21 protein-coding genes are annotated in these 25,722 nt (G+C 32.8%); 15 read left to right on the forward strand and 6 right to left on the reverse strand.

All coding sequences use genetic code 11. The annotated features are described in order from the left end of the window. Window positions 1–2: 2 nt before the first annotated feature. The 5 genes from QBK95_RS04065 to radC are packed head-to-tail and all read right to left on the reverse strand — an operon-like array spanning window position 3 to window position 4,719. A complete protein-coding gene (locus QBK95_RS04065; protein ID WP_280930844.1) occupies window positions 3–1,397 on the reverse strand; it encodes a DUF5723 family protein in 1,395 nt (464 codons plus the stop codon). Continuing rightward, window positions 1,394–1,984 carry a hypothetical protein gene (locus tag QBK95_RS04070; protein WP_280930846.1) on the reverse strand — a complete coding sequence of 197 codons (591 nt, stop codon included), beginning with the start codon at window positions 1,982–1,984 and terminating at the stop codon, window positions 1,394–1,396. Before QBK95_RS04070 ends, QBK95_RS04065 begins: the two co-directional genes overlap by 4 nt. A 47-nt stretch (window positions 1,985–2,031) precedes the next feature. Beyond that, entirely contained in the window at window positions 2,032–2,715 is a 684-nt protein-coding gene (locus QBK95_RS04075) for a YjjG family noncanonical pyrimidine nucleotidase (protein WP_348637318.1), read from the reverse strand. Beyond that, window positions 2,702–4,012 carry a polysaccharide deacetylase family protein gene (locus QBK95_RS04080; RefSeq protein ID WP_280930851.1) on the reverse strand — a complete coding sequence of 437 codons (1,311 nt, stop codon included), beginning with the start codon at window positions 4,010–4,012 and terminating at the stop codon, window positions 2,702–2,704. The genes QBK95_RS04075 and QBK95_RS04080 overlap by 14 nt, the downstream gene beginning before the upstream one ends. An 8-nt stretch (window positions 4,013–4,020) precedes the next feature. Next, window positions 4,021–4,719 (reverse strand): RadC family protein, encoded by a 699-nt coding sequence (gene radC, locus QBK95_RS04085; protein ID WP_280930853.1) that lies wholly within the window; start codon window positions 4,717–4,719, stop codon window positions 4,021–4,023. 228 nt (window positions 4,720–4,947) lie between these two features. On the opposite strand from radC, the gene QBK95_RS04090 reads away from it, so the two are divergent. The 3 genes from QBK95_RS04090 (at window position 4,948) to QBK95_RS04100 (ending at window position 6,568) form a co-directional block, all read left to right on the forward strand. Further along, complete coding sequence (locus QBK95_RS04090) at window positions 4,948–5,394, forward strand: hypothetical protein (protein WP_280930855.1); 447 nt, start codon at window positions 4,948–4,950, stop codon at window positions 5,392–5,394. Between the two features lie 127 nt (window positions 5,395–5,521). Continuing rightward, window positions 5,522–5,965, forward strand: coding sequence for a DUF1569 domain-containing protein (locus tag QBK95_RS04095; protein ID WP_280930857.1), 444 nt, complete (start codon window positions 5,522–5,524; stop codon window positions 5,963–5,965). A 3-nt stretch (window positions 5,966–5,968) separates the two neighbouring features. Next, window positions 5,969–6,568 carry an FMN-binding negative transcriptional regulator gene (locus tag QBK95_RS04100; protein ID WP_280930858.1) on the forward strand — a complete coding sequence of 200 codons (600 nt, stop codon included), beginning with the start codon at window positions 5,969–5,971 and terminating at the stop codon, window positions 6,566–6,568. Here QBK95_RS04100 and QBK95_RS04105 read toward each other — a convergent pair whose 3' ends face one another. Continuing rightward, window positions 6,569–7,921, reverse strand: a complete 1,353-nt coding sequence (locus tag QBK95_RS04105; RefSeq protein WP_280930860.1) for a UDP-N-acetylmuramate--L-alanine ligase — start codon at window positions 7,919–7,921, stop codon at window positions 6,569–6,571. Between the two features lie 271 nt (window positions 7,922–8,192). Here QBK95_RS04105 and QBK95_RS04110 point away from each other — a divergent pair, with 271 nt between their 5' ends. The 12 genes from QBK95_RS04110 to QBK95_RS04165 all read left to right on the forward strand — a co-directional run bounded on the left by QBK95_RS04110 (window position 8,193) and on the right by QBK95_RS04165 (window position 25,702). Continuing rightward, window positions 8,193–14,294 carry an alpha-2-macroglobulin family protein gene (locus QBK95_RS04110; RefSeq protein WP_280930862.1) on the forward strand — a complete coding sequence of 2,034 codons (6,102 nt, stop codon included), beginning with the start codon at window positions 8,193–8,195 and terminating at the stop codon, window positions 14,292–14,294. A 265-nt stretch (window positions 14,295–14,559) separates the two neighbouring features. Next, complete coding sequence (locus QBK95_RS04115) at window positions 14,560–15,186, forward strand: hypothetical protein (RefSeq protein ID WP_280930864.1); 627 nt, start codon at window positions 14,560–14,562, stop codon at window positions 15,184–15,186. Between the two features lie 31 nt (window positions 15,187–15,217). After that, entirely contained in the window at window positions 15,218–15,547 is a 330-nt protein-coding gene (locus QBK95_RS04120) for a hypothetical protein (protein ID WP_280930866.1), read from the forward strand. A gap of 4 nt (window positions 15,548–15,551) precedes the next feature. Further along, the gene (locus tag QBK95_RS04125) at window positions 15,552–16,331 is read left to right on the forward strand and encodes a toll/interleukin-1 receptor domain-containing protein (RefSeq protein ID WP_280930868.1); all 780 of its coding nucleotides are present in this window, start codon (window positions 15,552–15,554) and stop codon (window positions 16,329–16,331) included. 90 nt (window positions 16,332–16,421) lie between these two features. Then, window positions 16,422–17,330 (forward strand): RES family NAD+ phosphorylase, encoded by a 909-nt coding sequence (locus QBK95_RS04130; RefSeq protein WP_280930869.1) that lies wholly within the window; start codon window positions 16,422–16,424, stop codon window positions 17,328–17,330. 214 nt (window positions 17,331–17,544) lie between these two features. Then, window positions 17,545–18,972, forward strand: coding sequence for a DUF8370 family protein (locus QBK95_RS04135; protein ID WP_280930871.1), 1,428 nt, complete (start codon window positions 17,545–17,547; stop codon window positions 18,970–18,972). Between the two features lie 283 nt (window positions 18,973–19,255). Further along, entirely contained in the window at window positions 19,256–20,077 is an 822-nt protein-coding gene (locus QBK95_RS04140; RefSeq protein WP_280930873.1) for a DUF695 domain-containing protein, read from the forward strand. A 173-nt stretch (window positions 20,078–20,250) separates the two neighbouring features. Next, window positions 20,251–20,937 carry a hypothetical protein gene (locus QBK95_RS04145; RefSeq protein WP_280930875.1) on the forward strand — a complete coding sequence of 229 codons (687 nt, stop codon included), beginning with the start codon at window positions 20,251–20,253 and terminating at the stop codon, window positions 20,935–20,937. 161 nt (window positions 20,938–21,098) lie between these two features. Beyond that, a complete protein-coding gene (locus QBK95_RS04150) occupies window positions 21,099–22,115 on the forward strand; it encodes an alpha/beta fold hydrolase (RefSeq protein ID WP_280930876.1) in 1,017 nt (338 codons plus the stop codon). A 192-nt stretch (window positions 22,116–22,307) separates the two neighbouring features. Next, window positions 22,308–23,822 (forward strand): serine hydrolase domain-containing protein, encoded by a 1,515-nt coding sequence (locus QBK95_RS04155; protein WP_280930878.1) that lies wholly within the window; start codon window positions 22,308–22,310, stop codon window positions 23,820–23,822. Between the two features lie 57 nt (window positions 23,823–23,879). After that, window positions 23,880–24,512, forward strand: coding sequence for an SMI1/KNR4 family protein (locus QBK95_RS04160; RefSeq protein WP_280930880.1), 633 nt, complete (start codon window positions 23,880–23,882; stop codon window positions 24,510–24,512). A gap of 95 nt (window positions 24,513–24,607) precedes the next feature. Further along, window positions 24,608–25,702 carry a serine hydrolase domain-containing protein gene (locus QBK95_RS04165; RefSeq protein ID WP_280930882.1) on the forward strand — a complete coding sequence of 365 codons (1,095 nt, stop codon included), beginning with the start codon at window positions 24,608–24,610 and terminating at the stop codon, window positions 25,700–25,702. Window positions 25,703–25,722 lie beyond the last annotated feature (20 nt).

Here is a 25,722-nt window from a genome sequence, read left to right on the forward strand (position 1 = left end):
AATCACATTATTATATTAAATCCTAATTGTACCGATGCTCCCCTAGCGTCGGCAAGATTAGAATATTCTAAAAGATTATTGGCCGAAATATAGAAATTTATTTTGTTAATATGGGTAGATAATAATAAACCTATATTATAATACGAATAATCATCCACAGTATAGGTTACTTTTGTTCTTAAAAAGTTAGACAAACGCTTATAATAAAACAAGGATGCCGCATACTGCGGTCTTTTTGGTCTAAATTGACTAAACAACTGTAATCCAAAAGCATCTTGATATGGCGGATCTTCTCCTTCTTGAAAACAATTACAAGAACCATCATCATACCTGTTAAATGAATACTTAATAGAACCATTTAATTTTACTGGACGCAAAGCGACATAACTAGTATTTAATGTATCTATAGGTATCGACTCTTCTAGTTCATCCAGGATATCCTGACTGCTACCATCTGTAATTGGAGTTTCAAGCCCTTCAAAAACAAAATTTCCCCTTGCTCTGTATGTTTCTACATCTTTGGTGTAAAAAATCATCCCTAAATCTGTCATACTTCCAGTAATGGTCCACTGATCTTCGATTTTATAACTAAACCCAACATCTACACCTACTCCTAAATTACCACCTAAGAATGCTCTACCTAAAAACTTATTGAGTACCTGTTTAGCTCCATCTGCATTATCCTCGGATTCAATTTCACGTAAAGAAGCATATCCAGCTGTTTGCAAACTAACATCGGCGTTGCTTATCACATGCTGATAAATGTTATTACCTTGAGGAGTTTCTATTGTAGTAAAAGTCCCTCTGTTTTTAGTACTTCGGAAATTAAAAATACTAGAATATACTTTAGCTCTGGCACCAAAAGTAAATTGTTTATTTATCTTTTTATTATAACCAAAATGATACACAGTTAAAAACTCTCCAGTAGCACTGATGTTAGAAAACCTAAAAGGGATATTAATAAAATCCTGATTCCCTTGATACGCTAATACAGCAAAATCCTTAGGGAAATATACAATCAAATCAAGTTCTTGATACATTCCTGCAGAATAATACAGGTCTTTTTTAAACTTGCTTCTCCATCCATAATTAATAATTTCTAGTTGTTGTGTAAACGTAACATAATCATTACTGGTCAGCGTATTCAATGTATTTTCGATCTTATCATTGATATCTCTACCATCATCTGCAAAAACATCATAAATCGAGGCTCCTCTAAATCCAGCATTAATATGTATTTGCGACAAAAAAGGTACGCCAATATGGGATTTAAAGTTTACTTCTGCACCAGGATTAAGCATTAAAGATTGAGGCAAATCTGTAAAATCGTATAAAGTTTCTTTGTTTTGAGCGTATAACGAGCACCCTAACAAACATAAATATAGTAGGATTCTCATAGTTCATAATTTACATAATAGCTCCCTTTTGATCTAATCTCTGCGACACCTCTAAGATCCGTATTTAACGTGGGTACAATAATCTCTGTCGCAATTTTTTGAGCAGTAGACAATTGATTTAATGTAGCATTATCTAACACTATAGGATTAGGAACAGAGAATGACACCACAGGTTCTGTACCGTCACCCAAACCTGCGGCAACTGGAACACTATAAAGATCGCCAATAGGCTGACCTGCATCTGTTAAAAATTGAAACTGTAACGTAAATGTAGTTTGTATTGTATTGCGAACTTCTATTGTTAACTCTACTCTTTCTAAATTATCTATTGCAAAATCTGTTCCTACAAGATCATAATTTATAGTATCCCTTAATGATTCAGGAGGAATCGTAAATTGTGTATTCGGAGGAACTCCAGCAGGAATATAATCTCCAACATCAAATTCTGAATAAATAAAATCAGCTTCGAATACAGGTGTAAGTACCACCTCATCTAATTGATCTAAATCAAGATCTTTTACACAAGAAGCTGTCATTAAAATTATGCCAACTGCAAGCAGCAACACATAGGTTTTTTTTGTTTTCATCTGGGGGGAGTTGTTTAGTAATAACGAAAATATACGAATATTTATTACTAAATATAACTTTTTATCTGTTTTAATTGAGAAACCTGTATCGTTTTAAGTGGTAATTTCTCTTTATGATAGTTAAAACAAATCGCTTTGATCCCTAATGCTTCTGCTCCTAAAATATCAGCCTCATAATTATCGCCAATCATTAAACTTGTACCAATATCTGCTCCAGAAATTTTAATCGCATGTTCGAAGATAATGGGATTAGGTTTTTTTACACCCACTTCTTCACTATTGGTTACAGTCTTAAAATAGTGTTTGATTTTAGCATTAGAAAGCTTCGTATTTTGCACCTCTCTAAAACCATTTGTAATAATATGCAACTGATACTTTGGCTGTAGATACTTCAATAATTCTTCTGCTCCATCAATCAGGTAATTATTCAATGGTAAAAAACTAATATAATCATCAGAAAGCGCATCTATTATTTCTAAAGAAAATGTTTTATCAAAAGCAGCAAATGCATCTATGAGACGTCCTCTGCGTAATATTATTTTAGTCACCTTTTCTTCTCTATACAATTTCCAATATTGCATATTAATAGGTTGATACACTGATAAAAACTCCTCAATTGAAATTTGAATCTTAAATTTCTCAAACATCATCTGAAACGCTAATGCAGAATTTTTATCAAAATCCCAAAGTGTATGATCTAAATCAAAAAATACATGATCAATTTTTTCCATTCTCATCTTTATTCCAAGTAAATTCAAATATTGATTTCCAAAAGGTTTGCTCATTAAGTTCGCTAAATAGACCATTACTAAAAACAGGTGTAAATACTCCATTTACTTTCCTGATTTTTTCTAAATATGAATGTAATTCTTTTTTTACCGAGTACTCATTCTCGTCAGTACCAAAACTATTAGGAGCACAACAAAATGAATGTATAATTAATGGAGTCTGTACCTCATAATCCAAATCATAGAACATAAATGGAGTACAAGTACCTGCTCTAAACCCAGAATGGTCTGGATATCCCATCGAGAAATCTTCTTTAATTTCTAATTCGATAAAATTACGGTAAGCTTCAGGTAATTTTATCTTATAAAAAGCACATAAAGAGTATCTCAATTGGCTATTTACAATATTTTCTATTCTAGTTTTTTCTTTCTTTAGTATTGCTAAATCTGATATTGCTTCATAAGAAATTTTAAGCCCTACATCTATATAATCAGAGACATGTTTAATTACCTCTTTATGTTTCTGATTACTATGATTAATATTCTTTTCATAGTTAGTATAATCACCTAACCCAAAGAACATGATACAATTTCTTGTTTTATTTTTCTGTAAATCAATTATAAAATCAAAAGTGTCATAAGGATCTTTTTTGACGCCAATAACCACCTTAATCCTATCCATTACTTCGTTTAGCTTAAGTTGCCAAAGGTCTCTTAAACCTCCACCCAAGGACCTCAAAATCCCTTTTTGCCAATATGCAAATGTCTGAGAGATCTGTATTATTGGTTTTACACTAAACTTTTTTTCCTGAAATACGATATCGGTATACTTTTCTTCAAGCGTTTTTTTGAATTTATATGACCATATATCCACTACTGGCTCTTCTAAAAAACCATAAATGTACGCCACACTTTCTGTTGCTGTAAAACGTCCTAACTCATCCTTTACATGCGGTAGATATTCTTCGTATCGCGTAAGCAAATAAAAGGTAGCTGCAAAAATATCAAAGGGTAATGCCGTATCAGGATGTTTCACCTGAAAAAAACATTGTGTTTCTTCCCACGGAAGCACCTGTATCTCGACTTCATTAAACCCATGTTCAAAAAGCAAATCTACACTCTGAAAATACAGCTCTTTACCTAAAGGTTGTTTACCATAAGAAAGTTTAGGTCCATCGTGTGCAATAAAAGCTTCAATTTTAGATGTAAAATCAACCTCCAACCCTAAAATTCGCTTACATATCTGTTTAAAGGTATACGATACTCTTGGAGTTATTTTTTGAACATAAACTAATAGCATATTTCTAATTATAGCATGGTTTCATCGGCAAAGCTAAAATACTTCTTTTCTGTTATTATTAAGTGATCTAATAATTTTATATCCAGACTAATCCCTGCTTGTTTCAATTTTTTAGTCAATACTTTATCTGATTCACTGGGAACTAATGAACCACTAGGATGATTATGAGCTAAAATTATAGCCGTTGCTCCAAACTCTAGTGCGTATCTATACACGATCCTAGGATCTACTAAGGTTCCTGTTTTTCCACCTATACTAATTTGTTTTTTCTGCAATACCTTATTCGAATTATTAAGGTAAATCACCCAAAACTCTTCATGTTCAAGATCCCCTATAAGTGGACAAAGAACATTAAAAGCACTGGCGCTGCTTGTAATTTTTGGTATGACAGGAACATCTTCTTCTCTCCTCCTTCTTCCTAGTTCTAAAGCAGCAACAATTGCAATTGCTTTTGCCTCTCCTATTCCTTTAAAATCCATCAATTGCTTTGCCGATAATTTTCCCAAGGAGTTAATTTGGTGATCAACACTTGCCAAAATTCTTTTACTTAATGCTACCGCACTCTCTTGTCGATTACCAGAACCAATCAAAATCGCTATTAACTCTGCATCACTTAAAGTATTCTTCCCTTTAACCAACAATTTCTCTCTTGGACGATCATTTTCATTCCATTCCCTGATAGAAAATGAAGCATTATATGCGCTCATATTTATTTTTTGTATTGTTTTATTCCCTGAACCAGTTAAGATAGCAGTATAAACTATTTATCTCAATTACAATATATTATTATTTAAAATATACAAATAACCTTTGTTTTTGCCATCCAGTTTTACAGATTAAACAAACATATATTTGTTTGAAAATGAAAGTTTTACTATATTTGACCACCCATAATCTAAAAACATAGAATTTAACAACTTCAAATTAACCTATTTATGAAGAACATTTTTACTTTCGTATTATTATTAGCTACTATTAGTTTCTATGGACAAGACAGAAAGCGTATAAGTTTTCTAAACTTAGTAGGAAATCACATACAAGTACCAAGAGGATGCCAAGCTCAATCAGAATATGAACTACAAGCTTGTAATGGTACATCAATAAAATGGGATTATTACAGTGATGATATGTTATCAGCTGTTTTTGACGCTACTATAGATGCTTTTGGAGCGGACAATGCTTCTAAAAAAGAAGTTATTTTCACTTCATTTGGTTCAGAACTTAAAGGATATAAATTCCAATCTGGAACTACTTACCAATATTTTTTAATGGGAAAAATTAAGGATCAACCTTTGATGATTAATCTAGGAACTCCCGCAGATATTTCTGCCAACGGAGATCTAGAAGGCTTCCTTAAGCTTGTTTTTGAAAAAGTAGGCTAGCACACTGTTTTTGCCGTTTTACAGTATTAATTGAAAGTTATTTAGTAAATAGCCTTGTATTCGTATACCATATTTTAAAATAATTCTGTTATTTTTGAATAGTTGGACACCTAAACTGTGCTTTTACATGAAATCTCTCTTTGAAGAAACTGCAAAAAACGAAATAGAAGTTCGTATTCATAAATTATCCGATACCAATACTCCAATTTGGGGTAAGATGGATGTTTCTCAAATGTTTTATCATTGCCAATTTCCTCTTAAGATTGCTTTGAAAAAAGACTATCCAGCAATGAAACCTAGTTTATTGGCAAAATTGTTTTTTAAGAAATCAATGTATAACGATAAGCCCTGGAGAAAAAATCTACCCACACATCCTAAATTAAAAGTAGTAGACACCAAGGCTTTTAATCAAGAAAAAGAACAATTATTAGAACTTATTAATGAATTTTCTAATAAAAGAACTGTTTCTGAATGGGATCCACATCCAATGTTTGGTAAGTTCACTAAAGATCAATGGGGAAAAATGCAGTACAAGCATTTAGATCATCATTTACAACAATTTAACGTATAGTCTGTGTATCCACCTACTCATCATCAGGACTATAATGACGAAAATATAAAAAGTGTAGCCGTAGCATATCCTTTTGCTACATTAATTTCTGCCAAAGAAAAAACTCCATATGTAACGCACGCACCTCTTATTTTTCACGGAGACAAACTAGTAGGACATATTGATGCCAATAATCCACATATCACATTACTAAAGGACAACTACCCTATTACTGCTGTTTTTCAGGGTCCGCAAACCTACATTTCACCTTCAATATATACTACGAATCAATTACCTACCTGGAACTATATTATAGCACATGCAACTGGTGTGGTGACAGAGATCAAGAATCCAGAGATTATCAAAAAGTCTATGGTAACCATGACCGAGTTTCTGGAAGCTCCCGATCAGGATTTTAAATTATCCTTAGAAGACCCAAGAATGGATCGTTTAGTTCCATACATACATTGTTTCGAAATTGACATACAACAATGGGAAGGGAAGTTTAAATTAAGTCAGGATAAAGTCCCTGCAGATATCGAAAATGCAAAACAAGAATTGATCAAAAACAATCAAAAAAGTGTTACTGATTTTGTAAATACATTATTCGAGAAGCATTTTTAACTAAATCATTCCTTTTACCTCATCAAAATCCAATCCTCCATAATTACCACTGCTCATAAGCAGCAACGCAGAATTAGAAAAATCTTTTTGTTTTAGATAAGTTTTAAACTCTTCTGGATTTGTATAAATAATAAGATCATCTCTATTAAAAGCTTGTGCTATTTGATTAGCAGATACTTCTTCTAATTGTTTAATTTTTACTGCATCAGGAGAATAAAATACCACTGCTTCGTCTGCTGCATCCAATGCTCCTTCATATTCTTTTAAAAATTCGGCATTAAGGCTGCTGTAGGTATGCAATTCTAAACAGGCAACTACTCGCCTATCCTTATATTGTTCTTTTACCGCATTCGTAGTAGCACTTACTTTAGAAGGACTATGTGCAAAATCCTTATACGCAACTGCAGCATCGCTTTCTGCAATTTTCTCTAATCGCTTAGACGCTCCTGTAAACGATGCAATCGCTTCATAAAACTCGTCTTCGTCAATTCCCATATGCTGACAAATCCATTTAGCTCCAGCCAAATTACTTAGATTATGTGCTCCAAAAACTTCAATAGGCATTTCACCTTCTGGAGTTTGTAATAATGTTTCACCATTTTCTACACGATATTGGGGAGTAGTATAAGGTATTTTTCGAATCTGATTTTCAGAATTTTCTACTACCTTAACTACTTCAGGATCTTCTTCATTATAGTTAATACTTCCACCACGTACAATGCTATCCACAAAAATCTGAAACTGCGTTACATAATTTTCAAAAGTTGGAAATACATTAATATGATCCCAAGCAATACCACTTATTAAAGCAATATTAGGTTGATACAAATGAAATTTTGGCCTTCGATCAATCGGAGAAGAAAGGTATTCATCTCCTTCTAAAACCATAAAATCATTCTCTTCTGTGAGATGCACCATAGTATCAAAACCATCTAATTGTGCCCCTACCATATAATCTACTTCCTTTTCATGGTAATGTAGTACATGAAGTATCATCGACGTAATGGTAGTTTTACCATGAGAACCACCAATCACTACACGCGTTTTATTCTTAGACTGCTCATATAAAAATTCGGGATAAGAATATATTTTTAATCCTAGTTCCTGAGCTTTGCGCAATTCTGGATTATCTTCTTTAGCATGCATTCCTAGTATAATTGCATCCAGATCTGCAGTAATCTTTTCTGGATACCATCCAAAATCAGAAGGTAGTAATCCAAATCGATCTAGTCTTGATTTTGAAGGTTCGAAAATCACATCATCACTTCCAGTTACTGTATCTCCTTTTTGATGTAGTGCCATTGCCAAATTGTGCATTGCACTTCCTCCAATCGCAATAAAATGTACGCGCATAATTATATTCTTAATTCTAAAGAGTAAAGATACAATTAACCATGAGCTAATGAAATTTGCAACAATTAAAAAAATTAAGAGATCTCAATTGTTATCGACATCTATAACAAGGATTTCACTCATTAAATGATTAATCTCACTAAACAAAACAAGGTTTTCCCTAATTTATCGTTGCAATTATGTAGCTTTATATAGTTATTTACTTTCATCAAGATTTTAGCTACAACATGGCATAAGACTTGTAAGTAGTATATCAGCAAAAAACAATAAAATGAAGAAGCACATCATTCTGGTTTTTATATTCTCTATCATAAACCTAAATTATATAATGGCACAAGACAATTACAATTATCAAGACGATTGGAAAAAAGTAGAAGATTTTGACCGACAAGGATTACCAAAATCAGCGCTAGAAGTTGTCGAAACCATACATAACAAAGCTCGCAAAGCAAATAATACCAATCAAATTACCAAGACCCTGATCTATAAAGCTAAATACAATTTAGTTTTAGAAGAAAATGCACAATTAAACATCATCAAAGAGTTAAAAAGCGAGATTGAGAACAGCAAATTTCCCAGTAAAAATATATTACAAAGTATTTTAGCGAATCTATATTGGCAATATTTTCAAGAAAACAGATGGCAGTTTTATAATCGAACCAAAACCGCTGAAAAAGTAGATCAGGAAGATTTTAGAACCTGGGATCTAGAGACTTTATTTGCAGAGATTCACTTGTATTATCAAAAATCCCTGGAAAACGGACTTCTGGCTCAACAAACAGATTTAACCAAATTTAATGACATTCTTACACAAGCTGAAGATTCTAAAATATACAGACCAACACTTTATGATTTTTTATCTCATAATGCATTGGCTTTTTATAAAACTTCTGAAACCAGCATTACTAAACCGTCGTACGCTTTTGAGATAAACAATCCAGATTATTTAAAAAGTTATAAGCTGTTTTCTACATTAAATATCACAACCAAAGATACTTTATCACTGCAATTTCATGCCTTAAAAATTTACCAGAACCTTATCAATTTTCATAAAAGAGATAAAAAGGCAGATGCACTAATAGAGGTTAATATCGAGCGCCTAAAATTTGTGCATACGAATGCTACATTCAATGATAAACAAGAGCTTCTATTGGCTAGCTTAATTTCAGAAAAAGAAGCACACCAAAATCATGCTTCTTCTACCCTATATAACTATGAAATTGCCAATCTATATAGAGATCAGGCAGCAACGTATATTCCTAAAGAGAAAGAGACCTATCGATGGGAACTTAAGAAAGCTATAGAAGTATGTGATGCAGCAATTACCAAATTTCCTAAAAGCAGAGGAGCAAACAATTGTGCAAATCTAAAAGAACAAATTCTGGATGTACAAATAAATACTATTCGATCAGAAAACTATGTATCCATCAACAAACCCTCGCGTTTATTGGTCAATTATAAAAATCTGGAGCAATTATATTTTAAGGTTTTAAAAATTAATCAAAATCAATTAAAATCCTTTGGGAAGATATATGATCGAAAAAAACAAATTGATTTTCTGAACAAATTAGCTGTTATCACTAGTTGGGACTCCAAACTTATTGATGAAAAAGACTATCAAAATCATAGAACAGAAATTTTGGTTCCCAAATTAACGCAAGGAACCTATCTTATTATTGGATCTACAACAAAAGATTTGAGCGAAAAACACACCTTTGCCTTTGGTAACCTTCAGGTAACTAACCTAACGCTGATTGAAAACAAAACAGCCAAGAAAACTACATTTCAGGTAGTGGACAGAAATAATGGTGCTCCTATTGCCAATGCAACGATCCATCTTTATTCTGAAAACAGAAGAAACAGCTTAGACAAAAAACTTACTACAAATGAAAAAGGAGAAGCTTATTTTTCTAAAGAAGGGTATTTTTATAATGTATTAGCAACCGTTAGTAAAGACACAGATAAAGCTCGTTTTGGTGGTTTGTATCTTAATCGATATGCAGATAATAATACACCAGACAATAATACGCGTCATACCACATTTCTCTTTACAGACAGAAGTATCTACAGACCTGGACAAACGGTATATTTTAAAGGTATTATGATGGCTTCTCAAGGAAGCGAAGACCCAAAAATCGTTCCTAATACATCAACATTTGCAAAATTAATTGATGTAAACGGCCAAGAAGTAAACACTCTCAATTTTAAAACAAATGCATATGGTTCTTTTGCTGGTGAGTTTATACTCCCATCTTCTGGATTAACAGGCAACTACACCATCCAAACTGATAATTATCATAGTACTTCTATTTCTGTAGAAGAATATAAGCGTCCTAAGTTCGAGACCTCGTTTAAACCAGTTACAGAAACGATTAAAATCAATGATACTATAACACTAACAGGTACCGCAACAGCCTACGCTGGTAGTAATATTACAGATGCCAAAGTAGTGTATCGTGTACATAGAAAAGTGCAATATCCTCGCTGGTGCTATTGGTTCCCAAGATATTCATCAGAATCTCAGGAAATAACACACGGAGAAACTAAAACCAATGACACTGGTACATATACGATTAGATTTGCAGCGTTACCTGATAAAAGTGTTCCTAAAGAAAACCAACCCACATTTATATATGAAATTACAGCAGATGTTACGGATATCAATGGCGAAACCAGGAGCACCACAAGCTATGTCAATGTTGGATACCATGCATTAACTGCTACGATTAATATTCCTTCTAAAATCGATAAAACCAAAAAAGACAACACTTTAAACGTTACCACTCGTAACCTAAATAATGAGTTCGTAGCAAATAGTGGTACTCTTAAAATTTATAAGCTAGAAGCACCAGAATGCCCATTACGTAATCGTCCTTGGAAAGCTCCTGATTATAGTGGTTTTACAAAAGAAGAATTTAAAAAACTATTCCCACACGATGCCTATCAAAATGAAGATGATTATAGAAACTGGGAAAAAGGAAGCATAGTTTTAGACACAACCTATGATACAAAAGAAACCAAGGGTCAGACGAAGGGAACCCAGGATATTTCTCTGGGAAATATCAAAAGATGGGAATCTGGTAACTATGTAATAGAGCTTCATACCAAAGATCGATTTGGGCAAGAAGTAAAAGATGTAAGCTACATCAACCTATTTGATCAGTCTGACGATACAATATCAGATAGTGGATTGTTTAGTATAACCACCGATAAAACCACTTACGATATTGGTAGTAAGGTATTATTAAAACTAAGCTCAGGTTCAGAAGATATTACGATTACACTGGATATAGAAAAAAACCATCAGGTCGTAGAAACCAAATTAATCAAATTATCTAACTCCAGTAAAACGATAACAATCCCAGTTAGCAATGAGGATTTAGGAGGATTTGCGGTGAGCTATAGTTTTGTAAACTATAATGGATATCAAAGTGGCACGATACCAATTGCAGTGCCTTATGCACCTACAGAACTTACGATAACAACAAAAACCTTTAGAGATAAATTACAACCTGGACAACAAGAGACTTGGAGTTTTACAATCAAGGGTCCTAAAGGAGACAAAGTAACGGCAGAACTATTAGCCAGTATGTATGATGCTTCTTTAGATCAGTTCAGGCCTCATCAATGGTATTTTAACCCAATTAACAGACCTGTATATTACTCTTATTCGCAACGAAAAGCAGATATCAGCTTTACCAATGGTAATTTTAATATGTATCCACAACAAATCTGGAATACAAGTTTTCAACATCAGGGATATGATCAGTTAAATTGGTTTGGGTTGTATTTTGCTAATTCTTATCGATTCTCTAATCGACGTGCTAAAAGTAGCTTAGGAAGAATTGCTGGTCAGGAATCCGCAAAAATGTCGATGGCGGCTCCAGCTGAAATGGCTGATGATGCAGAGTTAGAAGAAGTTGTAGTAGCTGCAAATGCGCTCGAAGAAAAAGAATTAGAGCGAGGTCTGGCAGGAAATGAAGGTAAAAACGATGAACCAAAAGAACCTTCGTTAGAAGGTATCAAAATCCGTAAAAACCTACAGGAAACCGCGTTTTTCTTTCCGCAACTAACCACAGATCCCGAAGGAAATGTGAGCTTTAATTTTACTGCTCCAGAAGCATTGACCAAATGGAAACTACAACTTCTTGCACACACCAAACAACTTAATGCAGGAACGCAGCTATTAGAAACCGTTACCCAAAAAGAATTGATGATTTTACCTAATCCTCCCAGGTTCTTGCGAGAAGGTGATCAGATTGTATTTAGCACTAAAGTTTCTAATATTTCTGCCAAGGATCTTACGGGTATTATAGAACTGCAACTGGTAGACCCATTAACAGGCAAATCAATAGATGCAGATTTACAAAACACCAATATCCGTCAGGATTTTTCTGTAAAAGCTACAGGAAACACAAATGTATCTTGGGAACTACAGATTCCTGATACTGCCCAAGCAGTACAATACAAAATCGTAGCAAAAGCTGGCGAATTTTCTGATGGAGAACAAAATGCATTACCTGTATTATCTAACAGAATGTTAGTTACAGAAACACTACCGATGTGGATTCGTTCTGATCAGACTAAGACATTTACCTTAGATAAATTAAAGAAAAACACGTCGACTACGCTAAAAAACCATAAGCTTACTTTAGAAATGACTTCTAATCCAGCTTGGTATGCAGTGCAAGCGTTGCCGTATTTAATGGAGTATCCGTATGAATGTGCCGAGCAAACTTTCTCTAGATATTATGCCAATGCATTGGCAAGTCATATTGCCAATTCGAATCCCAGAATACAAGAGGTTTTTAATCAATGGAAAAATACAGATGCATTGGTAAGCAATCTGGAAAAAAACCAAGAACTAAAATCTCTAATCATCCAGGAAACACCTTGGTTACGAGATGCACAGAGCGAAACCGAACAAAAGAAACGAATCGCATTGCTTTTTGATCTTAATAAAATGAACAATGAACTAGATGCTGCATTAAAAAAATTACAACAAATGCAATTTGGTTCTGGAGGATTTCCTTGGTTTAAAGGTGGTAGAGAAAATAGATATATCACGCAACATATTGCCACTGGTTTTGGACATTTACAAAAATTAGGAGTTACTAGATTTGATAATAACACTAAGAATATGCTCCAACGAGCAGTGCAACATCTGGATAAAGAATTTGTAAAAGAATACAAGGAACTTAAAAAGTATTGCAAAAAAAACAAGGTTGATATTAATAAAGATCACCTAAGTTATACACAACTGCATTACCTCTATATGCGTAGTTTCTTTTCTGATATCAAACGCGCTAATGATACCAATGAAGCCTGGAATTATTATCTGGGACAATCTAAAAAGTATTGGTTAGATAGAAGCCTGTATGCACAAGGGATGTTAGCATTGATTTTACATCGAAATAATGATACCACTACTGCCACCAAAGTTATTAGATCACTTGATGAAAAAAGCATCACTAGTGATGAGTTAGGTATGTATTGGAAATCCAATACTGCAAGTTGGTATTGGTATCAGGCACCGATAGAAACACAGGCATTAATGATTGAAGTATTCTCTGAAATTGAACAAGAGCCTAAGAAAACAACAATCGTAGACAATCTAAAGGTCTGGTTACTTAAAAACAAACAAACCAATCGCTGGCAAACTACCAAAGCCACTACCGAAGCTGTATATGCGTTGTTACTACAAGGTAGTGATTGGCTATCAGTAACAGATATGGTCAGTATTGTATTAGGAAATCAAAAAATTGACCCAAGCAAGATAGAAGATGTAAAAGTCGAAGCTGGTACTGGATATTTTAAAACTTCTTGGAGCGGCAATGAAATACAAAAAGATATGGCTACTGCCAAAATCACTAAAAAGGGAAAAGGCATTGCTTGGGGAGCTTTGTACTGGCAATATTTTGAAAACCTGGATAAGATCACATCTGCCAAAACGCCATTGCAATTGAAGAAAAAGTTATTTCTAAAAAAGAACACAGATACGGGAGAAGAGATTACCGAAATCACAGACAATACAAGCTTACAATTAGGCGACTTAGTCAGAGTACGTATAGAATTACGATCAGATCGCGCTATGGAGTTTGTACATATGAAAGATATGAGAGCCTCTGGATTAGAACCGATCAATGTAATCTCTCAATACAAATATCAAGATGGATTAGGATATTATGAAAGCACCAAAGATGCATCCACTAATTTCTTTTTTGATTATTTACCTAAAGGAGTATATGTATTTGAATATGATCTGCGTGTAAATAACAAAGGAGATTTCTCTAACGGTATCACTACCATACAGAGTATGTATGCTCCAGAGTTTAGCAGCCATTCTGAAGGAGTACGTGTAAAAGTGAAGTAATATCCCTTTGCTACAAACATATAGAAATACTGTGCTAATACATTAAGGTTACTATGATCAGAAAACTGTTTTAGTATTACATACAGTATAATAGCTATCATCAAAATAAAACCACGACTTATGCTCGTGGTTTTTTTATTTGGGGAATTTTTAGTTTCTTTAAGAGATCCTAGTCGTATTATAAACGTTTAGGATACGGTTATATATAAAAGAAATATATGCAATGTGTGTATATGTATGTTGTATACTATTAAAAGTAAACAGAATGAATCAACCAATAGCAAACACATCGAACATTGACTTGAAGCCCCTTCCATCTTATTTTGATGAGTACAAATTAAAAAGGGATTTAATACTATTAGAAGTTGCTCAACGAACAGATCTTTCTGTTGATGAGAGATATGAATTATTCTTTGATGAGATACATAAACTAACTAATAGATTCTTTAAAATACGAGTTAATGACTATAAAGTTGTCAAAATAACTGTTTCTAAAGGTCATAGCTGCACGAGTGATCAACCTGGGAATGTTAAAGATTGCGGATGGAAATGTGTTGTGGCTCCTAGACCATTTATGTTTATATATGACAACCAAGTTAATGTAGTAGGAGATAATAAAGGAGTAAAAATATATGGTACTAAGGCTTGTTTAAAAATGACCGTAGCAGGAAGAGGTAGAAATGCGGGAACTATATACGCAACTTTTAAATATCCTAGCGTAAATAGTTTTTTTCTAGGGCGTTTTATGCGTTCTATAATACAAAGGGATGTTGATACATTAAAGTCCTTTCTTTTAAACACTGACGACTTAATCGAAATAGCGTCAGATATAGCTCATAAGGTCACAATTTCTGAAATGCTGAATGAGGTTGATAAAAATGAAGATAAATAAAACAGTATACAACACTATGTAAAATTAGATTATGATTAATGCAGGAAAAGAATTTAGAAAAGGATTTTTTAAACTCCTAGATACTTTTGGAGGTCAAATAATAATTCATAAGGATTTTAATTGTGATAATTCAAGCTCTTATGAAGTTAAAGGAATGAAAAATCATAAAAAAGAAGATTCTTCAGTAGTAATGTTTCAGTTTCCTGAGAAAATAGATGTCCAAGTGGGAGATATTTTACAACAAAAAAACAGTTCTGAATTCTGGAAAATCTATAAAATCGAAGAAAAAATTGTAACTAACATATTCGTATGTTTTATTCTTTATGTAAATAAAATTGATTCAAACAGTAAACCTGCTTAAAACCATGACCGAAGACGAGAAAATTATAAGAAAAGAAGCTGAAGAATTTTATCAATGGAAAATTAAAAACTCTGGAAACACTCAGCCAATTGATGATTTCAAAGATTTAAAATATCGATTACACGATTTTTATACTCCCGAAAACAAAGCTGTATTCTTGGATGAAATACAATTGAAAATTACTGATAATTTAAAAAAACATAGAGATAGTGCTCATGGCGGTAAAGCTAGTCCAACATGTTCTTACGAGAATACAGCAGAAAAACTACTCTTTTATATTAGACAAGAAATTGATACTTTTCCAAAAATTGCTCATCAAAAACATGAAACTAAAGAAGGTAAATCAAGAACAAAAGTATTTATCAGCTATAGCCATTTAGACAAAGAATATCTCAATGATATTCAAAGACATTTTAAACCATTTTTAAGTCATATAGATTTTTGGGATGATACAAAAATACAACCTGGACAAAAATGGAAAGAAGAGATAAAAAAAGCTATTAACGAAACAAAAGTGGCTATACTATTAGTTAGTACTGATTTTTTAGGCTCTGAATTTATAGCAACAGATGAACTGCCACCTCTTTTAAAGGCAGCAGAAGAAGAAGGTGCTGTAATTTTGATAGTTATTCTTAAACCATGCCTTTTCGAAGAATTTCCTGAGTTAAACCAATATCAAGCGATGAATCCACCAAGTAAGTCTGTACTAAAAATGGATTATGATGAAAAGGAGGAACTATATGTTAACTTAGTAAGACAAACTAAAAGAATATTAAATAGTTAAAAATTGTACAACACTGTATAACAAATCATAGCAGCCTGTCGGTATGCTACGCTTGTTATATTAACCGTTAGCAGCTATTGCAAAAAAAACATGAAAGTAAAGGATATTATAAAAAAACTTAAGGAGTTAGACTTATCAAAATACCCCAAAGAAGAAATTGAAAATCTAATTAAAAAAGTTGGTAAGATGGGTTTCATACTTGTGACATTTCATAGAGGAAAATCAGTTATGAGAGCAAGACCAAATTACAATGGAGAAAGGTTCTCCAAAAAATCAGATTTCTCATTTAAACCACAAGAATATAATAAGACTTACCAAAGAGCTAGTACACCTAACCAAACGATGTTTTATGCAACTTCAGTTCCTGAAAAAATAGAACAAGGAGAATTAGACAATACGAGAATAATTGGTGTTGCAGAAACAATTCCTATACTAAGAGATAAAACAAAATCAGGTTATCAAAAAATATCGTTCGGGAGATGGTATGTAAAAGAAGATATTGATTTAATAGCGATTATTCATAAAGACACCTATTTAAAAGAAAGTAGTTATACTGAAGAATTAGTAAATGCTTATTATAAATTTATTGAAGGTGTTCCAAAAGAAATAGTTGATAGGTCACTAGAATTTCAAACCTTTTTAGCGGACGAATTTGCCAAAGAAGATATAAATGAAGATTATGACTATATGATTTCTGCGATTTTTTCAGAAATGGCTATAAAAAATCGAGTAGACGGAATTATTTATCCGAGTGTAAGAGTTGGAGGAAAAGGCTTTAACATTGCGATCACTCCTCAAGCTACTGAAAAATTAGGCCTTTATGTTGCTGGAGAATGCTCTATTTACAAACTAAAAGATCATACTGTAGTTGGAAACGATGCCATAATTCAATTAGATGGAAATCAAGATAGTTTTGAATTAGTAGATATTGAAAATCACAAAAAAGAATGTTTAATGCAGCTAGGAGTAAATTCAATCGAAGAACTAACAAATGAATAAAAACTGCTGCTAACAATATATAGTTAATACGGATTTTGGTGCTTAATCTAAAGTTTATAGCTTTATACTAAGTCCGCCAAATGTAAAATTTGGTATTTATAAGCAAAAAGATAAAAGCAAAATATTTATATTTGGCTTAGCACCAATCCAGAACGTATCGCTTATCACTTGCCCTACGTTTCTTATACGAGTTGTTGCATGCAATTAAAGGCCTATGAAAATAAGTAATATTTTTAATCTTCATAAGAGTCAAGCAGAACTCGATTTTATAGATATTGATATACAAGAAGACACTGCTCTTTTTTTAGATCCGTTTTTCCTTGGTTTACGAAATGACAAATGGTCTATTGAAGCAACAAAAACAATTAGGAGTTTTTTCCAGACTGTATTAAACCTTCTTCGAAACAATCAAATCGACGAAGCAAAAAAATTATTTGACTATTTACATGAGCCAAATTCAACGTGCTTAGGTATGTCAGTTGGTACTCCAAGAGGTCGAGGAGTCGGAGCTACAGATACAGATGATATTTTTAAAAGTATCGCAAGCAGTCAAGCAATGCAAACAGGGTTGATCGAAGACTTAGAGGATAACATTCTTTTTATAGAAGGATTTGGCAAGGATAAACTATCTGATATGACTACCAATATAATCAGAAGTCATTTAATCGAATACACTCAAAAACAATGCAAACTTCATGGCATTGTCCTGACAGCAAATATGCCAAGTGAATTCTATTGGAATAGACAAAGTGCCCAATGGGAACAAAAAATGGTGGATAGCTTAATAGCCAATGGAAAAAAAATATTACTAGTACCTAAAGGTGTCGTTTCTTATTGTAAAGATTACGTTCCTAATAAATACTATCAGCATTTTGTATTGAATTTCATGCAAAATGAGCATCTACGGCTTAATTCTGCTTTGATACAAAAAAGAAAAGATGGTACTCCTTTTGTTACAAAAAAAGACTTAAAGGAAAAATACCCATTTTCAAAAGATTTCTTAGCAGACTTTACAAACAGGAACCCACTAGTTTTACAACAATTTAAAGGACAAACTTCTACAAGCTCTTTAACGAATAAAGAACTGACAGAATTAGATATACCAGCGTTAATTGGTTCATTGAAAACAAAATTAACTTCAATTCCTCCAGGAACAGCATCTGCAACAGATTATCATAGAACTATTACAGGAATTATTGAACTAATATTTTACCCACACTTAATATATCCAGACCTCGAAAGAGAAATTCATGATGGAAGGAAACGAATTGATATAAATTTTGACAACGCTAGCGAGACAGGTATATTCCATAGATTATCAAATAATATGGGAATACCATGCCAATATATCATGATGGAGTGTAAAAATTATTCATCTGACCCAGTTAATCCTGAATTAGACCAGTTAAGTGGTCGTTTTTCTCCTAACCGTGGTAAAGTAGGATTTCTTTTATGTAGAACAATAGATAAGTTTGATTTATTTATAAAGCGATGTCAGGATACTTATCGCGATGACAGAGGATTAATTATCCCTTTATCGGACAAGGATATTATTCAAATATTGGATAATTACAACAATTGGAATTCAAATTATATAGATCAATTTTTATCAGATAGAATAAGAGAGATTACAATAAATTAAAAGAGCATACAACAATTTGTATATTGCATATGCCGCCTTCGACAGGTAAACGCAACACACAAGGAATATCACAAGCAATTCAAACGAAAAATATAAGCATTGTATTAACCATACATTTTTGTAGGTTAATACTAAATCTCCAAACGAATTCGCAATACGTAACGGAATCATACCTTACATGGAACGTTTATTAACCAATCCAAGAAAAATCAAAAAACATGGTAACATTTTGCACAGATACGACATACACATAAAACGTTGTACACCATACTTACTACTTAGCATGAAAAAAACACACATACTTCTTATTTTTGTTATTGTTTGTAGCTTACATACTTTTGGACAGAAAGAAGTCGAAAACTGGGAATCTTACATTGCTGCATACGAAGAAAATAAACCAGGATCAACCACAGTGAGAATGGATATTGTGGATCAAACTCCTATTGCTGAGTATCCATATATTTTGGTAACAGGAATCAAATACGAAAGTAAAAGAGCCGATGGATTCCCTGAAGACGAAACCTTTACACTCTTACATAAACTCGGAGATCAACTAGCAGAACTCATCAATGAAAACTCTAAAAATATGTTTGTTGGTTCCTTCATGTTTAATTTTGAACGCCTGGAATACTTTTACATCAAAACAAATAAAGGAATTGAACATAAACTTAAAGAATTCTATAATGCAAATTATCCAAATAATGAATATTATATAAACCTTAAGGAAGACAAAAGCTGGAGTTATTATAGAGAATTTCTTTATCCTAACGAAGAGATTCTTGAATATCTTGGAGATCAAAATGTTGTTGAAGCATTAATAAAGGCTGGAGATAATCTGAGTAAAGCTCGACGAGTTGATCATTGGACATATTTTGATGATAAATCCAACATGGAATCCTTCAAAAAAGAAATCAAAAAACTGGGATTCAAGGTTCAGGATTCAACAAAAAAAGAGAGCGAAGCTAAACCTTATGCTGTACAATTTTATAGAATAGACAATGTTGACCTGGATTCAATTTACAGCATAACTTCTTCATTAAGAAAATTGGCAATTTCATATCAAGGCGATTACGATGGTTGGGAAACCTCCGTTGAAAAAAATTAAAAAACAAGGTAACATTTAACGCAGATCCGACATACACAGTAAACCTTGTATCCTATCTCAAAATTAGCGCGCTGAGAATTCAAAAAGAAAACACATTTGAATGAAGTTCTAATCTTTAGGATGTATATTTAACCAAAAAACTGAGCATTTAAAGTAAAATAGATTAAACCTTTATGAATTTACACACATTTCAGAAATACCGAAAACCTATACTACTGCTTAAAATTTGTTTGCTTCTTGTTAGTTGTAGCGACTATGATGAAACAGAGGCTCCTTTGTTAGGTAATGATTTCCTTGGTAAAGATTATTTCTATTATGAATTTGATGGTACGAAAGCGTATGAATATTGGGACAGGATTTATGTTGACACTAGAGAACAAATCGAACCTTCTTCCATACATAGTCTTATAAGTGGTCCTAATTCAAGGGTAGGTTTTGGAGAATTTGGATATGGTGAATCAGCAGGTTTTTCATCATCTTTCTATTTTTGGTTACCTATAAGGGAAAGTCAAATTCAAAATATTGTTTTACCATTTAGAAGCGAAACTACCAGTTTTGTTGGGTTTCCAAGTTCTAATTTTGACAGTAATCTCATTTTCCAACTAAGCACATATATCTACAAAGAAAACACTTCATGGCGAACTTTAGATAGTGAAGAGTGGTCGTATCATAGTTCTGAAGATTTCCAACAAAAAAACTATCACATTTTAAAGAGTATTACTTTGTTAGATTCATCAGATGAACATGTTAATACTTATAAAATAGAAGGTGAGTTTGAGGCGCATCTATATTATGAAGAATCTACTTCGTTAAAACCTGTTTATGGAAAATATAGGATTGAGCTGATCGTATATAAATGAATATAATCAAGACGGCTACATCTTTTTGATTTGCTTTATAAAGCAACAGATAACACAAATCATACGTTTTGACTAAGTGCTTCATCAAAAGTTTACTAATTTTATCCACGCTACGATTCATATCAAAAATCGTTGTTTGTCTTTAACACTTAATAATTATAATGAAACTTATAAAGAAAATTTTTAAAAGAATCTTTCTCTCCTTTGGATTATTAATAGTTCTAATCATTCTAGCAGGTTTGGTTTTTCGTTTATTTGGTCCTGAACCACATAAGCCTATCGGAGCACTTGTGGATATCGATGGTGTTAAGTTTCATGTTAATTCTACGGGAAAGAAAAACAACAAACCAACGCTTGTTATTGAAGGAGGTGGCGGATTATCAACCGAATATTATCATTGGTTGAGCGAAGGTCTTAAAGACAGCTTGCGTGTTGTGCGTTATGACCGTGCAGGTGTTGGATATAGTGAATTAAGTGATTCACCACGTGATCTGGAAACCATTGCAAAAGAATTACATACACTTTTAGAAAAGACAGGAGAATCACCACCTTATATTTTGGCTGGTCATTCATTAGGCGGACCTTACATACGTGTATTTACACAACTTTACCCAGATGAAGTAGCTGCTTTGGTTTTTATAGACTCCACGCATCCTGAACAGGTTGAACGGTTTAATGCTGCCCCAAAATCTTCTTTTAGGTATAAATCAGTGATTTGGGGATTGAACGTAGCAACATTTTTCGCAGATGTAGGTGCCATAGGTTTATTAGAAAGTTTTACCGAACCAATATTTGCTGGAGAAGGTTTACCAGATGAAATCAATAGTCGTATGCGCGATGTGCTATTGGATGGAAAACGCTTGAGAGCATATACAGTAGAAATGAAAAATTACCACACTGGATTAAAACGAGCACAGAAAGCTAATGAATTTGGCGCAATACCTATTAGAGTATTCACGGCAATAGAAATAAATAGAGCTTCTTATGAAGAAAGAGGCATTGATCCAGAAAAGCACTTACAGGAATTAATAGAAGGCCAGAAAGAGTTTACAACCCTTTCGACTCAAGGAAAACAAATTTTAATAGACGGGAACCATCAGACTATTTTCACAAAGAAAAAGAACGCCGAAATTATTTGTAGAGAAATCATTCAGCTGTCAGAAGAATTAAAAAAATAATAGCGATAATTTACTGGTCATAAAATTAGATAAGACACTACATTGGCTATACGTAATTACGTATCCATCTCATTTTTTAAGAAGCACGCCAAATGTAAAATTTCTATATTTGACTTAGCACCAACAAGAAACGTATAGCGTATCACCTACCCTATGTTTCTAATACAAGATGTTAACAGTAATAAAGCTATTATGAAAATCGTCAAATTAATATTTATTCTGTTTCTCCCTATCATTTGTTTTTCACAAAAAAGTAGGCTACATACTTTTATCAATGACTCTCTGGATAATTATATAGAAAAAGGAATTACTGAATGGAAGATTCCTGGTCTTGCAATTGGGATCGTAAAAGACGGAAAACTTATTTTCAATAAAGGCTACGGACACAAAAGTATTCACAAACACGCTCCTATCGATTCAAACACACTGTTTACGATTGGTTCTTTGACTAAAGCAATTACTTGTGCTTCTACAGTAATTGTTGCTGAAAAGGATTCCTTATCACTAAATGACCCAATAAAAAAATGGCTTCCTGAGTTTAGTCTAAAAGATGAAAATGATACGATAATAATAGAAGATATTCTTACAGGAAGAACAGGTTTAGGAAGTCATAAAGGAGATTTCCTATTTTGGAAAACTCATTTGGATGGTTCGGACTTAATGAGAATACTTCCTCACATAAAACCAGAGACAGAAGTAAGGCGAAAATTTATTTACAATAACATCTCCTATGTACTCTTAAATGAGATATTTTTAAACGCAACTGGTAAGGATTGGGCAGAAACTGTAGCAACCGATTTTTTTACTCCTCTAAAAATGAGCAATAGTTACACCTCTGTTTCCAATATTCCTGTATCAAGTAGAGTAAACTTGGCCTCACCTCATCTGAAACACAAATCAAAGATACTATCAATCGAAGAAGAAAAGATCGAGAATATGGGACCTGCGGGTTCCATCGTATCGACATCTACAGATATAAGTAAATGGATCATTGAGTTTATCAATGATAAAGGGATTCTTCCTGTTTCTGTAAAGAAAAGAATACGAAAACCATATCAGTTAAAAGGATACAGAACAAAAAAAGATAACAGAAATCAACTTCGGTTTTTATTCAGTGGAATGGGATGGAATATTTTTGACGAATTTGATACATTGACATACGTACATGATGGAGGAACTGATGGTACTAAATCCTATCTTATGATAATTCCAGAAGAACAATACGGCGTCATTGTATTGACAAATTCGCGTTCTCATAATTTTAGTGAAGCACTGATCGATGAGCTACATTATGCTTTAATGGAAGAGGGTTTTCAAAATTTCAGTAAAGATTACTTGATTGACTACACTACCGAAGAAAAAGAAAATCTCGCAGAGATAAAGAAAATAGACGTTTTGATAAAAGATAATTCTCAAAAACTATCAGATCGAAAAAAATTTATCGGAACATATTCTAACCCGCTATATGGCAATATGTCTATTGTTGAATCAAACAACCAGTTACAATTAATCCTGTCTCAACATCAGCATAACCTACAAGGAAAATTAGATTATATCGGTGATAACAACTTTTGGATTACATTCTCATTACCAGCGTTCTCATCTACAAAAATTGAGTTTTCCATAAAGGATAAGAAAATAGAAGGTTTTAAATATTTAGCCGAAACATCAGGTGATAGTAACTATTGGTTTAAAAAAAATGATTAATATGTTATTCTTCTAAGAAGAATATATTAAACAATAACTGATACGTGTCGAAATAATATGAAGCTACCCAAAGAAATACAAGAATTTATAAGTAAAGGAGTCGAATTAGAAAATTATTGTTTACCTCATTTCTATCCTGAATTAGATTCATTCGAGGATTTTCAAATCGGTTACAAAGTAAATGGTGTAAGTGGTGAAAAAGAAACAGGAACTAAAGAGGGTGATTTTAAAGAAGCATGGTATGTAATATGCTCTGCCTATGCCAATGATCCTTTCTTTATTGATATCACGGAAATGAATAAGAATTTTCCAGTTTATTTTGCCTGGCATGGAGCAGGAAAGTGGACTGCGATAAAAGTTGCTGAAAATATAAGTGACTTTTCTAATAAAATTAAACTGCTTAAAGATTTAGAAACAAGTAATGACGATATTAGAAAAGAATTTAAAAAGAATTTTGATGTAAATAATGAATTTTGGAAGGAAGTGTACGATGGATATGAGGAAGAGGAAGAGTTTAACTCAGCGTATCAATCACCAACCGAACAAGAAAAACGCATTCATGAAATCAATAAAGCATTAATCGTTCTAAAGGAGGATAAGCAAAAAGGAACTATAACACTAAAAAACTATCTTGTAATGAAACGAGAGCTAGCAGATGAAATGCACGCATTAAAATCTAATATTAAATAAATACTGCTAGTATTGTATAGCAAATTATAACTAGATATGCACAAACCTTACTACTTATACTACACATGAACATAGGTTTAAAAAACAAACAGTCAATGAAAGAAAATGTACAGAAACTATTGGTTTCTTTATTAGTAGCAATTACGGTAACGAGTTGCTATTCGCAAAACAAAATTAAAAACCTTGCAGGATTTGATGTTTCAATTGACGCTATAGATACCTTTATTACATCAAGAATGGACTCTCTTAAAATTCCTGGCCTTTCTATTGCAGTTATAAACGATAGTAAAGTAGTATATCATAAGACATTTGGATATGCAAACCTTGAAAAAAAATTGCCAGTAACCAACAAAACCATGTTTGAAGGAGCCTCCATATCAAAATCAGTATTTGCATTTTTTGTAATGTTATTTGTAGAAGAAGGCAAATTAGATCTGGATACACCATTGTACAAATACCTTCCTTATCCAGATATATCTCATGACGAAAGGTATAAAAAAATAACAGCCAGAATGGTCTTAAGTCATAGGTCAGGATTTCCAAATTGGAGAGAAAACGAAGAGGATAAAAAACTTAAAATTAAATTTGAACCAGGCACAGATTATGAATATTCTGGAGAAGGATATCAATATCTTGCTACAGTTCTAAAACATATAGAACGCACTGATTGGAGTGGTCTAGAAGCCATTTTTCAGGACAAGGTAGCAAAACCATTGAATATGGAACATACCGTGTTCATTCCTACTGCTTACACTTTTAAAAATAAAGCAGAACCATATAACAACCAGCAAGAATGGATTGATTGGCAAAATGACTATTGGTACAAAAAAGATAAAGGTACATTTGTTGCACCTTCATCCATTCATACAGAGTCGTTAGATTTCTCTAAATGGATGATCGGAGTTATGAATGACAAAATTTTATCCGCAAATAGTTACAGTCAATTATTAAAACATCATTCAAAAATAACTACATCTCCTACAGGTATACATGTCTATTATACATTGGGTTTTCTGACTGCAGATGGAGATTATAGCAATACTTATTTTCACGGAGGAAATAATGCTGGATTTACCTGTTCGTATCTTTTGGATACCAAAAAAGATTGGGGGTATGTACTTTTTACCAATTCAGAATATGGAGATAAACTTGGTGATGAAGTATGGAATTATTTCGAAAAAGAATACTAAACGAAGTAATCATCCAAAGC

The organism is Aquimarina mycalae (assembly GCF_029906345.1).
Lineage (GTDB): Bacteria > Bacteroidota > Bacteroidia > Flavobacteriales > Flavobacteriaceae > Aquimarina.

What these genes read in the sequence shown, in the direction of transcription:
- QBK95_RS04145 (WP_280930875.1), top strand. Translation starts at nt 20,251, where the DNA reads ATGAATTTACACACATTTCAGAAATACCGAAAACCTATACTACTGCTT.
- QBK95_RS04105 (WP_280930860.1), bottom strand. Translation starts at nt 7,921, where the DNA reads ATGCGCGTACATTTTATTGCGATTGGAGGAAGTGCAATGCACAATTTG.
- QBK95_RS04135 (WP_280930871.1), top strand. Translation starts at nt 17,545, where the DNA reads ATGAAAATAAGTAATATTTTTAATCTTCATAAGAGTCAAGCAGAACTC.
- QBK95_RS04150 (WP_280930876.1), top strand. Translation starts at nt 21,099, where the DNA reads ATGAAACTTATAAAGAAAATTTTTAAAAGAATCTTTCTCTCCTTTGGA.
- QBK95_RS04165 (WP_280930882.1), top strand. Translation starts at nt 24,608, where the DNA reads ATGAAAGAAAATGTACAGAAACTATTGGTTTCTTTATTAGTAGCAATT.
- QBK95_RS04120 (WP_280930866.1), top strand. Translation starts at nt 15,218, where the DNA reads ATGATTAATGCAGGAAAAGAATTTAGAAAAGGATTTTTTAAACTCCTA.
- QBK95_RS04080 (WP_280930851.1), bottom strand. Translation starts at nt 4,012, where the DNA reads ATGCTATTAGTTTATGTTCAAAAAATAACTCCAAGAGTATCGTATACC.
- QBK95_RS04090 (WP_280930855.1), top strand. Translation starts at nt 4,948, where the DNA reads ATGAAGAACATTTTTACTTTCGTATTATTATTAGCTACTATTAGTTTC.
- QBK95_RS04155 (WP_280930878.1), top strand. Translation starts at nt 22,308, where the DNA reads ATGAAAATCGTCAAATTAATATTTATTCTGTTTCTCCCTATCATTTGT.
- QBK95_RS04065 (WP_280930844.1), bottom strand. Translation starts at nt 1,397, where the DNA reads ATGAGAATCCTACTATATTTATGTTTGTTAGGGTGCTCGTTATACGCT.
- QBK95_RS04160 (WP_280930880.1), top strand. Translation starts at nt 23,880, where the DNA reads ATGAAGCTACCCAAAGAAATACAAGAATTTATAAGTAAAGGAGTCGAA.
- QBK95_RS04095 (WP_280930857.1), top strand. Translation starts at nt 5,522, where the DNA reads ATGAAATCTCTCTTTGAAGAAACTGCAAAAAACGAAATAGAAGTTCGT.
- QBK95_RS04070 (WP_280930846.1), bottom strand. Translation starts at nt 1,984, where the DNA reads ATGAAAACAAAAAAAACCTATGTGTTGCTGCTTGCAGTTGGCATAATT.
- QBK95_RS04125 (WP_280930868.1), top strand. Translation starts at nt 15,552, where the DNA reads ATGACCGAAGACGAGAAAATTATAAGAAAAGAAGCTGAAGAATTTTAT.
- QBK95_RS04075 (WP_348637318.1), bottom strand. Translation starts at nt 2,715, where the DNA reads ATGGAAAAAATTGATCATGTATTTTTTGATTTAGATCATACACTTTGG.
- radC (WP_280930853.1), bottom strand. Translation starts at nt 4,719, where the DNA reads ATGAGCGCATATAATGCTTCATTTTCTATCAGGGAATGGAATGAAAAT.
- QBK95_RS04140 (WP_280930873.1), top strand. Translation starts at nt 19,256, where the DNA reads ATGAAAAAAACACACATACTTCTTATTTTTGTTATTGTTTGTAGCTTA.
- QBK95_RS04115 (WP_280930864.1), top strand. Translation starts at nt 14,560, where the DNA reads ATGAATCAACCAATAGCAAACACATCGAACATTGACTTGAAGCCCCTT.
- QBK95_RS04130 (WP_280930869.1), top strand. Translation starts at nt 16,422, where the DNA reads ATGAAAGTAAAGGATATTATAAAAAAACTTAAGGAGTTAGACTTATCA.
- QBK95_RS04110 (WP_280930862.1), top strand. Translation starts at nt 8,193, where the DNA reads ATGAAGAAGCACATCATTCTGGTTTTTATATTCTCTATCATAAACCTA.